General features: G+C 56.2%; 16 protein-coding genes. 9 read left to right on the top strand and 7 right to left on the bottom strand.

The genetic code is table 11. The features are described 5' to 3' along the window. Window positions 1–26 precede the first annotated feature (26 nt). Together ACMCNM_RS19720 and ACMCNM_RS19725 are read right to left on the bottom strand one after the other, a co-directional pair. The gene (locus ACMCNM_RS19720) at window positions 27–221 is read right to left on the bottom strand and encodes a hypothetical protein (RefSeq protein WP_186704072.1); all 195 of its coding nucleotides are present in this window, start codon (window positions 219–221) and stop codon (window positions 27–29) included. A 412-nt stretch (window positions 222–633) separates the two neighbouring features. Then, a complete protein-coding gene (locus tag ACMCNM_RS19725; protein WP_085273059.1) occupies window positions 634–987 on the bottom strand; it encodes an SH3 domain-containing protein in 354 nt (117 codons plus the stop codon). 210 nt (window positions 988–1,197) lie between these two features. Between ACMCNM_RS19725 and ACMCNM_RS19730 the strand changes: the two genes are divergently transcribed. From ACMCNM_RS19730 to ACMCNM_RS19750, 5 genes are all read left to right on the top strand, one after another. Beyond that, entirely contained in the window at window positions 1,198–2,244 is a 1,047-nt protein-coding gene (locus ACMCNM_RS19730) for an alpha/beta fold hydrolase (RefSeq protein ID WP_412765219.1), read from the top strand. A gap of 335 nt (window positions 2,245–2,579) precedes the next feature. Beyond that, window positions 2,580–2,765 carry a hypothetical protein gene (locus tag ACMCNM_RS19735; RefSeq protein ID WP_027592707.1) on the top strand — a complete coding sequence of 62 codons (186 nt, stop codon included), beginning with the start codon at window positions 2,580–2,582 and terminating at the stop codon, window positions 2,763–2,765. Between the two features lie 90 nt (window positions 2,766–2,855). Then, the gene (locus ACMCNM_RS19740) at window positions 2,856–3,062 is read left to right on the top strand and encodes a DUF6434 domain-containing protein (protein ID WP_027592708.1); all 207 of its coding nucleotides are present in this window, start codon (window positions 2,856–2,858) and stop codon (window positions 3,060–3,062) included. An 85-nt stretch (window positions 3,063–3,147) separates the two neighbouring features. Then, the gene (locus ACMCNM_RS19745) at window positions 3,148–3,363 is read left to right on the top strand and encodes a hypothetical protein (protein WP_412765220.1); all 216 of its coding nucleotides are present in this window, start codon (window positions 3,148–3,150) and stop codon (window positions 3,361–3,363) included. Window positions 3,364–3,417: 54 nt separating this feature from the next. After that, window positions 3,418–3,597: a hypothetical protein gene (locus ACMCNM_RS19750; protein ID WP_085273057.1), complete on the top strand. Its 180-nt coding sequence runs from the start codon at window positions 3,418–3,420 to the stop codon at window positions 3,595–3,597. Window positions 3,598–3,804: 207 nt separating this feature from the next. On the opposite strand, the gene ACMCNM_RS19755 is transcribed toward ACMCNM_RS19750, so the two are convergent. From ACMCNM_RS19755 to ACMCNM_RS19775, 5 genes are all read right to left on the bottom strand, one after another. Then, the gene (locus ACMCNM_RS19755; RefSeq protein WP_412765940.1) at window positions 3,805–5,034 is read right to left on the bottom strand and encodes an OprD family porin; all 1,230 of its coding nucleotides are present in this window, start codon (window positions 5,032–5,034) and stop codon (window positions 3,805–3,807) included. Window positions 5,035–5,477: 443 nt separating this feature from the next. Beyond that, the gene (locus tag ACMCNM_RS19760) at window positions 5,478–6,173 is read right to left on the bottom strand and encodes a hypothetical protein (protein WP_186681178.1); all 696 of its coding nucleotides are present in this window, start codon (window positions 6,171–6,173) and stop codon (window positions 5,478–5,480) included. Window positions 6,174–6,189: 16 nt separating this feature from the next. Continuing rightward, entirely contained in the window at window positions 6,190–7,083 is an 894-nt protein-coding gene (locus ACMCNM_RS19765; protein WP_186681180.1) for a fumarylacetoacetate hydrolase family protein, read from the bottom strand. Window positions 7,084–7,086: 3 nt separating this feature from the next. Then, window positions 7,087–7,887 (bottom strand): 2-keto-4-pentenoate hydratase, encoded by an 801-nt coding sequence (locus tag ACMCNM_RS19770; protein ID WP_412765221.1) that lies wholly within the window; start codon window positions 7,885–7,887, stop codon window positions 7,087–7,089. 5 nt (window positions 7,888–7,892) lie between these two features. Then, entirely contained in the window at window positions 7,893–8,687 is a 795-nt protein-coding gene (locus tag ACMCNM_RS19775; protein WP_027592714.1) for an IclR family transcriptional regulator, read from the bottom strand. Between the two features lie 362 nt (window positions 8,688–9,049). Between ACMCNM_RS19775 and ACMCNM_RS19780 the strand changes: the two genes are divergently transcribed. From ACMCNM_RS19780 to ACMCNM_RS19795, 4 genes are all read left to right on the top strand, one after another. After that, entirely contained in the window at window positions 9,050–10,480 is a 1,431-nt protein-coding gene (locus ACMCNM_RS19780; RefSeq protein ID WP_412765222.1) for an MFS transporter, read from the top strand. Window positions 10,481–10,640: 160 nt separating this feature from the next. Further along, window positions 10,641–11,465 carry a shikimate dehydrogenase family protein gene (locus ACMCNM_RS19785; RefSeq protein ID WP_412765223.1) on the top strand — a complete coding sequence of 275 codons (825 nt, stop codon included), beginning with the start codon at window positions 10,641–10,643 and terminating at the stop codon, window positions 11,463–11,465. Window positions 11,466–11,765: 300 nt separating this feature from the next. Then, window positions 11,766–12,764, top strand: coding sequence for a Gfo/Idh/MocA family protein (locus tag ACMCNM_RS19790; protein ID WP_027592717.1), 999 nt, complete (start codon window positions 11,766–11,768; stop codon window positions 12,762–12,764). Between the two features lie 29 nt (window positions 12,765–12,793). Beyond that, a complete protein-coding gene (locus ACMCNM_RS19795) occupies window positions 12,794–13,588 on the top strand; it encodes an IclR family transcriptional regulator (protein ID WP_186681190.1) in 795 nt (264 codons plus the stop codon). Window positions 13,589–13,626: the final 38 nt, after the last annotated feature.

Here is a 13,626-nt window from a genome sequence, read left to right on the forward strand (position 1 = left end):
ACAGATTTCCCAGCGCAAAGAACGACTTATCGCACATGCAGCAACGCTGTATTAGCCAGCCTGACCAACTCGATCCACTCAAGCGTGCTGATCTCACCCGCCTGTTCCAATGCGCCCGCGCTGCGCAGTGCCTCGTCGTAAGCGTTCTCATCGAGCGTGCCATCAGCGAGAAAACGGCTACGCCACTCCAGCATGGCTGAAGTGCCTTTCTTGCATTCCATGTGTGTTTCGACTCCAAGGCAAAAGACCGGCCCGTCAACGTGGGCCCCAGGACGGCGGCGGGAGATTACACGAGCCATTCGCACTTGAGAATTACTTGCAGGTACCACTGATCAGTCATGGTGAATGAACGGGGCAGCCGGGGGCGCAGGCGGGTGGGCCCATCTGGCGAATCAGACGGGCCGCGAAGGAAGGAGTCGGGTGAAAGTCAGCTTGGCGGGATGGTGCCCAAAATACCTATCAGAATGGTCAGGAGCAGAAAACCACCCAGGAACAGCGTCAGCTTGCCCATCGGAACCTCTACAGTGTGATGCGGGGATGGGCCTATTGTCGGTCCATGGCTGATACGGTTACAGATGCAGGTTTATAGAAAAAAAGCGGATCAGATGCCAGTGATCAGCGGCGCGACCCACCTCAACTCAATTGCTCCAGTTTTGCCAGCGGCAACCAACCGAACTCATCATCGTCATGGCGCCGACACCACATCCAGCCATTGAGCGAGCGCACCTTTTGCACCAGTTGCCCGGGGTCGGCATCCAGCTCATGGGCCGAGTAGTGATCAAGCGCCCTGCCTTTCTCTACACTGAACCGCTCGATCAATTGCGCCGGCACCCACCCCGGCTCCTGCCCAGGGCACGAACACAGGTACCAGTCCTGCCAGCCCGGCTCGCCTTCATAGCGCGGGCCGATATCCAGCAGCGTGCCCTTGGCAAAACGAATCGGCCTTGGGTATTCGCTGCGGTGGCGCTCGATCACGACGTAATGCATAGGGCCTCTCCTTGGCCAGGGGGAAATTATCGATCGTAGCAGAAGCCGTCTGACACGCTGCGACCGCATGGATGTATCTTTATGTGTACAAACTGAGACTTGATACACAAGAACGTTTCCTACAGCTAAATCGGACATACCCTCGATACAGAGGTCCTCTTTACTGGCTTGCATCAACCTATACCTATGGCCTTGCCAAGGAGATGCCCGATGCTTGCCAACCCCTCGACACCTTCAAGCCACCCAACACGCCGCATCCGCCACCTCCTCGCCTGTGCCCTTCTTCCCCTTGGCCTGATGGCGACTGCCGCCTGTTCGGCTGCGTCAGCACCGGCTCAGGCAACGGCCACCTCAGCGGAGCGCTTCGGCCCACTCAAGCACGTTGAAGCTGGCGTTCTCGATGTGGCCTATGTCGAGCAAGGCCCAGCCGATGGCCCTGTGGTCATCTTGCTGCATGGGTGGCCCTACGACATTCACAGTTTCGAGGCGGTGGCACCGAAGCTCGCCGCAAAAGGCTACCGCGTGCTCGTGCCGTACGTACGGGGCTATGGGCAGACCCGCTTCCTTTCAGCGCAGACCCTACGCAATGCCCAGCCCTCGGCCCTGGCCAGCGACGTCATCGCCTTCATGGACGCCCTCCACATCCAGCACGCCGTACTCGCTGGTTTCGACTGGGGCGCCCGCACTGCCGACATCGTCTCGGCCCTGTGGCCCGAGCGGGTCAAAGCACTGGTGTCAGTCAGTGGCTACCTGATCAGCAGCCAGGAAGCCGCCAAGGCGCCGCTCCCCCCCAGTGCCGAACTGCAATGGTGGTACCAATACTACTTCGCCACCGAGCGTGGCCAAGCCGGTTACGACAAGAACCGCCATGCGTTCGCCAAGCTGATCTGGCAGACCGCCTCACCCAAGTGGGCCTTCGATGACACCACCTTCGAGCGCAGTGCCAACGCGCTAGACAACCCCGATCAGGTTGCCATCACCGTGCACAACTACCGCTGGCGCTTGGGGCTGGCACAAGGCGAGGCCCGCTACGCCCCACTGGAAGCGAAACTGGCCACCTTCCCCAGCATCAGTGTGCCGACCATTACCTTGGAAGGTGATGCCAACGGAGCACCGCACCCACCGGCAGAAAGCTATGCACAACGCTTCACCGGCAAGTACGCGTACCGCCTGATCAGTGGCGGCATTGGCCACAACCTGCCCCAAGAAGCCCCCGATGCGTTCGCTCAAGCAGTGATCGACGCGGACCACCTGTAGTCACCGACGTGTTTCCCGCGTCAGCAGCCCCTACTTCAGGGGCTGTAATTGCTACATAAGGTTTCACAACGTTCGGTGACCCTGCTTTACACCGCTGCTGGCGACGGCGCGACCTAAATTGCTCGAAACCCTTGAGCCTGGGGCGTTGAGAACCTTATGCAGCACACGATTTGAAACGGTCAGATGCGAAGTTTGTAGGATCTTTACCCGTACATCGTAGGAGAAATCCAAGCAGTGGCATTTCCCTGTATGAAACATCAGTTTCATCGGCAAAATCGAGCTGCTAGGGTCCCATTTTCCTACAACGGCACGGATGCCCACCGCATGAGAAAAGCATGGACCCGTTCGATGCCTCGGCCCTGAAACTGCAAAAGAACCTGCTCAACCTGCGACAGTCGCGTGATCGATTTAGAAAGGAGGGCTATGACAAGGAAGCCGATGACCTTGATAAGTCGATCGCGCGAATAGAGGCGGTGTTGAGCAAGATGTCGGGCACCGTCAAACCACCGACTTTGCAGTAGCCCCTGTTCAGCCAGCGGCCAGCGCATGAGTGATTTGTAGCGTCTGCGTGGGTAAGCTCTTTGCTCATGCCTTCATACAGGAATAGGGAAATGAGCGTTGACTGGCACGCAGGGCCGATCACCAGAAGCACCCCGCTGGACAAACACTACCGGAGCACGCAAAAAGTTCGACGGTTCCTGACGGATGAGTGCGGAAGCGCATTCAAGTTTGATCGCGCCTTCATGGCCTGGATCAAGAGCGGCGAGCCGTTGACGATGGGCGACGTGGCTGACGGGTGGATACGTACCCATCTTTGAATTTGGCGCGCTGAGGGTGAGGGGTTAACTCAAGCAGATGTGTTCGGTAACTTGCGGCAATACACCAATGCCAGGTGGCGTCTTCGTGGGCCATTTCTTCGGCCTGAGGCACAGCTGGGCGAGCCAAGTGCAGATGTCATTTCAAAGCGTGGAAGACGTTCGGCGGCTTTCAGAGGGGCTTGAGGTTATCCTGTTGCGTGAAACGGAATCCCCTATGATCATCGATTCTGAATCCGTGAATTGGCATCGGATCGATGTGATCGTGCGCACGGTGCATTCCGCCAAGGCTGGCCAAGCCTAATGACCCGAACCGTATGCCCTTTACGCCTTTTGTCGTTCTCTGCTGGAAGCCCTAATGAACAAATTGATCCTGCCTGTCGCCATCTTCTTTAGCGTACTCATCGCTGGGAAAGCCTCCGAGCATTTCGGGCTGGAGGGCAGCTGGAAAATCGGCCTGCTCTGCGTTGTAGCGGCTGCCGTGCAGATCGCCGTGACCCGTTTCCAGCGCCTGCAACAGCAAAAAGTGCAACGCTGACCCTGCGACGGAACCGCCCTAGCCCGCCTTGGCGGGCTTTGTTTTGCCCGTTGAAATCAGAATCGATATCCCCGGTTCGCGAGAGCAGACAAAAGGGAATTGGCCTCACCATCAATCCAACTGTCTGCCTCAGCACCCGCACAGCCAGATGATCGCGGATCCATTTTGTACGTTCATTTCTCGAATGAGCCCACTGCTTTACGCAAATCAAAACAACGAAAGCGGGTAGTTAATGATTAGGCGGTTTTCATTGAAACTGGTATTAGTCCCCCACGCTCGACGCAGTGTCGAATTTCGCCATTTGACGTTCAGGTCTTTAAGCGCGCCAGACTGGAAAACATAAGCCAGTTCACTCTCCCTGCCCCACTCCTCGGCGCCATTCTCAGTACCCACATGGATACCGCTACCCTTAATGTACCGGTTCATAAGGGTCAGCCCGGGCACGCCCAGTGCCGTGAAGTTATAATCATGTCGCAACTGCCAAGAGCGCTCATTAGCATTTTCGTAGCTAGAGTTAAAGCTGTCATTGGCCAGTGAGCCACCCGACGTGCCGTTGACTTTCATCCAACCGTCCTGACCAGAGACCTTTTGCAACCCGATATAAAATGTGTTTGCACCATACTTGGCGAAAAACAACCCAGACCCTGTACGGTTATCAAGATCTCCGGCCAGAGATCGCCCCTCATCCTTACCAGTGAACCATTGTAAATTGGCACCCAGCGTCCAGTCGCCAACGGATTGGCTATGGGTGAGCTGCACCATCTGCTGACTATAGATATCTTTCAACTCAGCCCCCCACACGCCGAGCATCGTCCGCTTGTCATTGAACGTATACTCGCCACCCAGGAAGTTGAACCGATCAGAGGTGACGCCCGGTTTCTGCGCGAGGAACATATCCTCCATGCTGGCATCATTTCGCGGGCTGTTAGCACGGAATTGCCCGCCGTAGAGGGTAACATTTTCGATTTCTCGAGAAGTAATCTGTGCACCGCGGAACGTCTGGGGTAACGACCGGCCGTCATCTGAACGCAAGATTGGCAGCGTGGGCATCCATTCGCCGACCTTGAGCTCTGTAGAAGAGAACCGCGCTTTACCTGCAATTGCCAAACGCCCGTAATCATCGGCCGCGCGGCCATCGTCATGAATGGGCAGCAATTGTGTTCCTCGGGTGCCACGCCCACTGTCTAACTTCACGGCGAACAGCCCCAGGGCGTCAACGCCAAAGCCCACCGGCCCCTGGGTAAAGCCCGACTTATAACTCATGATAAAAGCTTGACTCCACTCTTCTGCTTTGCCTTGAGTGGCAGCGTCGCTTACAAAGTTACGGTTAATGTAAAAATTACGTAGCGCCAGCGCAGCAGTTGAATCCCCTATAAATCCAGCCTCGGTTGCCTGCACGCAGACTGCCGTACTGAGAAGCGGCAGAACAAAAAACATCTTTGCGTTATTGTAAATATATTCGGATGCGCGGATTTTCATTTCTTATTATTTCCATCACAGACATTCAATATAAACGCAGCTTTTCACGCCGAGTATTCATTCAACGAGGTTTTGTACAACGCTTTCTATTATTTGACGCCCCCTTTAAGCAGAGGGTTCTTCCGTTTCAATGAATAGCGCAAGCCTGCATAATCTCAGGCTTATTGCCGCGCCTCCGTGGCGCAGCGCGTGGCTAAGCGCTGGCGCGCTATTGTTGCGACATCCAGCAGACGGCGACGGCCGAGCCCCTCAATTCGTGAGCGCAGGCCAAACTCCCAGTACCCTCTATAAAGTCGAAAAATGAGCACGCCAAAGACAAAGCGCATGGCACTTGGCGAGGCGCGCCCAGAAGAGGAAAACGATCAAGCACTACCTGCAGTGTCGCTGCAGGACAGCAAATCTCAACCCGCGCTGGAAGGTGTCTTGCAGCGGGTGTATTCCAGTTGGTAAAGCGTGGTGGCGAGCTGCTGCTCAGGGTCGTCCAGCAGGTTGCTCAACTCCGCGACCAGTCGCTCTCTGATATGTCCGACATAGTCAGCGGCGCAACCTTCGATCATGATGATCCAGGATGGAATTTCAGTGCCCTCTGATCGGGCCTTCTTCTCCGCAGTCTCAACCTTGCTGACGGCTTCATCAGCGGTGCAGAAGTGGACACCGGTGATCCCTTGTGCGTCGACCAGCGGGGGCAACATTCGATCGCGCAATGCTTGCAGAACGTCCGTGTAGCGCTCGACGGCGACATTGAAGCGCAGGGTCACCAAATAAGCGCCATTACCCACACCGGCCGTGTAATGAACGTCGCAAATTGATCGGGCGACATTACGGTATGACTGCACGACTTTCTGTGTCCATGGCGTCGGCGCATTTAGGCGAGCCAGATAATCTGGCCCCCCCAGCACCTCGACAGAATCAGCCTCGTACAGATTGAAATAGGCAGGCCCAGCATCGAGCGCGATGTATCGTCGCCCCCGCTGAAATCCCGGAATCGCCGCGCGCTCTGGCATGTGTTCACGGTTATGCCATTCGTAGAACTCATCCCGCGCGTCGGGCATAAGATCATGCCAAATTGCAACCACGCCTGTTCCTGCAAAGCTCATGTCTTATTCTCCGGCATTAATCAACGTTTGGATGACGGCCCGCAACCCAGGCAGCTCCCATTTCCGCTACATACGGCACTACCGCCTGAGACTGTTCGCCCAGCCCTGTGCCCCCTACGCGCATGACGTCACCCGCCTTGAGAAACACATTTGGTTTCTGTCCAAGCCCAACACCTGGTGGTGTCCCGGTGATAATCACATCACCCGGCATGAGCGGCATGAAACGGCTCAGGTAAGAAACGATGTGCGCGACACTGAAAATCATGGTCCGAGTGTTACCGTTCTGATAACGCTTGCCGTTCACTTCCAGCCAGAGGTCGAGGTTCTGCGGATCGGCGATTTCATCGCGAGTCACCAACCAAGGGCCAAGTGGCGCGAAGGAAAAGCTGCTCTTACCCTTGGTCCATTGCCCTTCGTACTCAAGCTGATAGGCGCGTTCGGAGACATCGTTAGCCAGGCAGTATCCGGCGATATGATCCAGCGCCTTGCTTTCTTCTACGTGCCAGGCGGGTGAACCAATCACGATGGCCAGTTCAACTTCCCAGTCGAGCTTCTTCGCATCACCCGGCAGAATCACAGGGTCGTTTGCACCGCTGATAGAGCCTGTGTGTTTATTGAATACAACAGGCTGGCTCGGAATAGGCGTGTTGGTCTCGGCGGCGTGGTCAGAATAATTGAGGCCGATGCAGATCAGGTTCGGCACACTGCCCACACACGGCCCCAGACGCGATCCAGCAGGCGCGAACGGCAGACGCTCAATGTCGACGCCCCGCAGCTTCTCGATGCTGGACGGCGACAGCGCCGCTGCATCGATGTCATCGACAATGCCAGTGAGATCCCTGACCTGTCCTTGAGCATCCAAAATTCCAGGCAGTTCTTGTCCAGGCAAACCGAAACGAACCAAGCGCATACGTTACTCCTCAAGCGTTGAAAAAAAGACAGACAGTGAACCTGCCTCGCCGAACTGGATGTCCAGCGGCTGGTGAGTGGGAACTTCGAGTACCCCTGCATAGGAGCCGGTGATCACGACCTGACCCGCTTTCAGATTAATGCCCCGTGCAGAAAGAAAATTTGCAAGCCAGACGATCGGTGCGACGGGGTCATGATCCGGGTGAGTGCCGGCAACGCTCACAGGCTCGCCACCCGGATGTCTAAGCGTTACATCAAGGTGAGTGGGCAAATTGTTCGAGGTTAGTGAAACGGCACGTGCCCCCAGGACTAGCCCCTGGTTGAACAACCCGTCAGCCAGCAACTGCTCAAACGTAACTTTTTGCGGATCGGTGTACCGACTGTCGATCACCTCCAGCGCAAGGTGTACCTGGCTGATAGAGCGCGTTATATCGTCGGCCGTGTAAGGCGCCGCGCGGGCAGGAAGGCCGGCCCCTAACACGCATGCAAGCTCAGGTTCGATTCGCACCTTGGAAGTTGCGGAGCCCAGGGAGTATTGGTCGCAGCTCACGATGCTATCGGTGTAGATAGGCGCGACTATCCACTTGCCGGGCTTGGGCAATGCGCATTTCCATCCGCCCACTTTTTTCCCGGCCAGCACACCGACATGCTGCTGTATCTCGAAGCCTTGCTCTAGGCTCAGTGAAATCTCATTGCATGGCAGGGCATCTAATTTATTACCCGTTTGGCGTGCGTTCACGAGGTGCGCGGCGGCTTGCAGAAGGATGGATTCAGGCGCATCGGCTGATTGACTGAACTTATCCATGCACTTCATCCCTGCACACTGGATTGCCGAGGCCATACCGTACCGAGCTTGTTCGCAGCATCCTCGAGCAATGCATGCAAATCCTCGTAGCGGTCTGGATGCATGCGCAACACCGGACCGGCGATACTCATGGTCCCGACCACAATTCCAGATGGAATGAGCCTCACCGGAACCGCGATTGCCCACACGCCGGCCTCAGCCTCTTCCACAACGAGTCCGTAGCCCCGTGCTCTGGTCGCCGCCAAGTCGGAAAGTAAGCGTTCGACAGTATTGATAGCCCGAGGACCCTTGCCTGTACCCTGGTCTTTGCCCAAACCGTCGCGGATAGCAATCTCGACAGCTTGCTCGTCAGGCATAGATGCAAGCCAGGCTTTGCCATTAGCGGTGGTGTACAGATTGATAGGCTGATCCATGGCGGGCGAGTACATCAACCCAGGTGCAGCGCCTTGAGCCGAGGCCAGCCAGGACAAACCGCCCTCGCATACGACCGTTAGGCGTACCAGCTCATGGGATAAAGACGCTACATTCTCAATGATCGGCTGAACAAGCTCCGGCAAGCCGATGCCGTTCAGATAACGCTGCCCCAAAAGCGCCAATTTGAGTGTCAGACGGTATTGGGATGTCGCCTCATCCTGCTCGGCCCACCCTTGCTCCACCAATTGTGCAAGCACACGGTGCGCAGGCCCCTTTTCCATCCCCAATTCACCTGCAATATCGGACATTCGCATCCAGCGGGCCTCACGAGCCAGCAGCTCGATAGCCTCAAGGCAACGATCAACAGCACCTTTAACGACTCTCATGGAATTATTCTCAGCTGGTTTTGAGCAGCGCCGACGAAAATGTCACGCCGTTCTATCTGGAACACGGTTACAATAGTAATCATCACGCGATCGTCAAGTCAACGCAAATACGTTCAGTCGCTTGCCCCCTCCCCAACTGCTTATCTATACCCGACTCACTAGAAGTACAGCGATGAGGCTGCATTCACGCTGGCGGGCCTTCCACTCCCTCAAACCATGAATGGCTCGTGAACAGCCGGCCTAAGGGCGGCCGACTCATGAACCTGAACCGTGCCAGCACGCTTGACAAAGGCAATGCTCGGGAACAACATTACAAATGGAACGACGTTACAATAACAAAATTACGGTACCGGAGACACTTCATGAGCCATGGCATCCCGAGCGATCCACACCCCAAGCGTCAGTCAAGGAAGGCCGCAGCTAGCGGCTGGATCGGCTCGGCGTTGGAGTACTACGACTTTTTCATTTATGCGACTGCCGCTGCCCTGCTTTTCCCGCAACTGTTTTTTCCAACGGACGATCCAACCGTAGGAATCATCGTTTCACTCGCTAGCTTCGGCGTTGGGTATATCGCACGACCTATAGGAGCAGTGGTGCTAGGGCACCTGGGTGACCGCCATGGTCGCAAGACAGTATTGGTCTACTGCATGTTCTTGATGGGCTTCTCGACCATGTGCATTGGCTTACTCCCGACCTACCAGCAGATCGGCGTGTGGGCTCCCGCAATACTGATTATCTTGCGTCTGATCCAAGGGTTCGCGGTTGCCGGTGAAGTGTCTTGCGCAAGCTCTATGACCATGGAGCATGCACCTGACGGGCGCCGTGGTTACTTCGCAAGCTTTACCCTTCAAGGCGTGCAAGCTGGGCAACTGCTCGCGGCGGGGGTTTTCCTGCCACTCGCCCAATTCATGCCTGCGGATGACTTTGCGTCATGGGGCTGGCGAATTCCCTTCTTGCTCAGCGCTGTGGTGCTTGTGGTCGGATGGATCATCCGCCGCGAAGTACATGAGGCCCCAGTCTTCGCTGAGGCGCGAGCACAGGACAAACCTCGTAAATTGCCAGTAGTCGAGGTACTCACCGAAAGCTGGAAGGATGTGTTGCGCGTCATCTGCATGGCACTCTCTGCAGTACTTGCAATCCTCGCCTCCGTGTTCGGCGCCACCTATGCAGTCCAGCCTGCTTACGGTATTGGTTTTCCCTCCGGCTTGTTCATGTGGATTCCTGTCCTGGGCAATTTGTGCGCTGTGATACTTATCCCATTCGTCGGTAAACTCTCTGACAGAATTGGCCGTCGCCCCCCGGTGATCGTGGGCGTACTCTGCGGCGGTCTCTTGTCGTTTGGGTACCTCTATGCAATCAGCATCCACAATCTCTGGCTGTCTCTGATTCTCTCGCTTCTCATGTGGGGCGTGGCCTACCAAGGTTTCAATGGTGTTTTCCCAAGCATGTTCCCTGAGTTGTTCCGCACACGGGTACGCGTCACTGGTATGGCCATCGGTCAAAACATCGGCGTGGCATGCACTGCGTTTCTGCCAGCCCTGTTCGTATCGGTTGCGCCGCCTGGCACCGAAAATATCCCTCTGAAAATTGGAGCGCTGACTTTCGGTATCTGTGCCATCTGCGCCATTGCGGCGTTTACTACCCGCGAAACGTTCCGTATTCGCCTGAGCGAACTGGGTGACCCCGACGCTGTGCCAATGTCGAAGGAGGAGTACGAACTGCTGCGGGAAAAATCCAATCCCAGATCGAGCACTAGCACCCCGAATCAAGCGCTCAAAAATCAACTCCAGTGATGCCCGACTGACAACCAGACTCATCACTCTCAACGTGTTGCGCAGTTGCTCTGCGCAGCACGTTAAGCACCCCGGCGATAAACGTGTGCGCCGCCAGCAAGAAAGTCCAACAGCTGCGAGCTGGCAATTGGCGTGCCCCCGTCAACTACAGTAGGTTCACATGCATCCACTCATCACCGGCAAAACGCGCATCTATGGATTGATAGGTGATCCGCTCAAGAGCGCCAAATCGCCAATGCTGCTGAATAGGCTATTCGCCGAAGCACAGTCTGACGCCGTCTGCATTCCATTGGAGGTCGGTACGCAGGGCCTGGCCGAGTTCGTAAAAGGCGCGCGCACAATCCGCAACCTCGCCGGACTACTGGTCACCATGCCGCACAAGCAAACCATGCTTGAAGTCGTAGACATTCTTCACCCTACCGCGCGCCAGATCGGCGCAATCAATGTGGTTCGCTGCGACAAGGACGGTCGCTGGGAGGGAGCTGTGTTCGATGGGCTCGGCTGCGTACTGGGCATGCAGCGTCAGGGTGTTTCTCTACACGGGAAATCAGTTCTCCTGGTCGGAGCAGGCGGGGCGGGAAGGGCCATCGCTTTCGCCGTTGCCGCTGCTGGCGCTCGCACACTGACCATTTCAGATTTGGATCCGCTCCGCGCCGTTGACTTGGCGCAAAACGCTGGCAAAGAAGGGGCGTGCAACGTACAAGCAGGGCCTCCAGACCCTACAGGTCATGACATCGTTATCAATGCTACCCCGCTTGGCATGAACCCTGATGATCCGATGCCAATAGAAGCAACGCTGCTGAACCCAGCCACGGTGGTGGTCGACATCATCACTCGAGCCGAGCCGACCGCTTTATTAATTGAGGCACAAACACGCGGATGCAAAACCCTTGACGGCCAGCCCATGCACGTAGGCCAGGCCTTGCTGGCTCTTAGTTTCCTGGGTTTTGAAGACATCGAGCGCCGCTACTCGACGGGATTGTAGCCTCCCATACCCCTCCCCTGACTACCAGCCCGCACCCTCTTCATCACTCCAATCAGAACATTCCACGATGCGCATGCTTTCGGCATGCGCGCACCCCTCACGCCGACTGCTATTGCTCCACAGCGCCGGTAGCGCTCAGCGCCCGATCAAAACGTAACTTACTTCCGTTCATAACAGGGTCGTGATAGGGTGTTTTGCAACCTCAAAAATGTCGCTTGCGCGCTATTCTTTCGCGGTTCGATCCGTAACTTCCATGGCACCGCAGGTTTGTCAAACATACTTATTTATAAAGGTGGATGTTTGAAAGTCGTTCTCCTAGAAGTCAGCCACTGGCACACCCCGCTCTATCTCGATGCGCTTGAGCGCTTGCCTGATGTAACGGTCACGGCGGTGTCCGACGCAACGGGGTCGCGGGGTCCCGCTCTCGCCCAGCGTTTCGGAGCGCAACTTTACGATCACTGGGAAACCCTGCTGGAAAACGAGGAAGCTGATTTTGCCTTCGCCTTTGGCCCGCATGATGAGCTGTATGCCATGGGCGAGGCATTGATCGAGCAAAAGGTCCCCTTCGCGATGGAAAAGCCTTGCGGGCTAACCCAGCATGAGGTGCTGGACCTTTACCAACGCACCGAAGCCAACGGTCTGTTCGTGGCGGTGCCGTTGATATGGAGGCACAGTGAATTACTGAACCGCCTAAAACAAGAAGCCAGGCAGAGTGAAGCCAAGTGGAGAACCCTGGCGTTTCGATTCAACGCTGGCCCGCCTGGACGCTACCTGGCTAACAGTTGCTCTTGGATGCTTGAGCCAAAACGATCGGGGGGCGGATGCACGATCAATCTCGCCCCTCATTTCGTCGATCTGGTTGAGGAAATCTCCGGAGAGGCGATTCGCAGCGTGTCGGCAGTGATGTATCGCGATTCGTTACTGACAGCAGTAGAGATCGGCTCGTTGATGACCTTGGTGACCGAGAGTGGCTGCATCTGCACTATCGAAACGGGGTACAATTATCCCGCCAATACACCCGAGCAGCGGGAGTATTCATTTTCAATGTCAACTGATCAGTTCTATGCGCGCTCTACCGCTGACGGCTTGCGACTGGTCGACGCGGCCGGGCAGGCAAGTGACCTGCACATGAGCTTGAACTCTGACGTGTATTACGACAACTTCGTAACCGACATCCTCGCGCCTGACCGAGACGTTGCTTATACAGGCGCCGGGTTAGCAACCATGCACCGCGTCATGCGCATCATCGAGGCGGCCTATGAGTCAGATCGCCTGGGTGGCGCCCCCATCACCCTATAATGCCCTGACGCGAAACAAAGGACTAAAAATTGTCACATATAGGCCGCTACTTCAATACTCTGGAACTGCTCCTTTCCCATCCTGGCGGCCTCGCCCTGTCTGAAATCAGTGAACAGACTCAAGTGGCGATGGCCACGGCTCACCGTATATTGAGCGCCCTGCGGGAAAGAGGCTACGTTTACCAGGACGAGCAGGACCATTACTGCCTGACGCTGAAAATCCCCAGCATGGGCGTGAACTACATCACTGAAACTGGGTTTGCCAGGATCATGCAACCTTTGCTCAACGAACTAGCCAGCGAAACCGGCGAGCATGTTCGCCTGGCGGAAGTTGCAGAGGATCATCTGACTTGGGTATTGCAGGCCACGAAAAATAACAGGGGCCTTCAATACCGCCGCGCCCTAGACGAAAAAATCATTCCCCATACCACTGCGGCAGGCAAAGCATGGCTCTCCACTATGCGTGATGAGCGCGCCATGCGCATTCTCGCCGCCTGGGATATCGAGAATAGCCGAGAATATGCAGGGCCCAACGCACGCGTTTCGATTCGCGACATTTTTGATGACATCGCACTGATTCGCAAAGAGGGGCATGCGGTAGTACGAGAAGAAGGCGAAGTGGGCGTGTGCGTCGTGGCAGTGCCTGTATTCGACCCCTCACGATCAAGCAACTCAGCCCCGGTGGCAACTCTTAGCATCGCCGGCCCCATTGCACGCATGCGCGAGGAAACCTTGGATGCTCATATTGAACACTTGAAACGTTCGGCCACCAGGGTGGGAGAGTGCTGGTCTCTGTGGACATCTGTCAGCGGGGGAGACTCGTAAGCTGCGCGCTAATGCTCTAACTTGCACCTGGGCCCATT

This window comes from Pseudomonas sp. NGC7, assembly GCF_047159675.1.
Taxonomy (GTDB): domain Bacteria; phylum Pseudomonadota; class Gammaproteobacteria; order Pseudomonadales; family Pseudomonadaceae; genus Aquipseudomonas; species Aquipseudomonas kermanshahensis.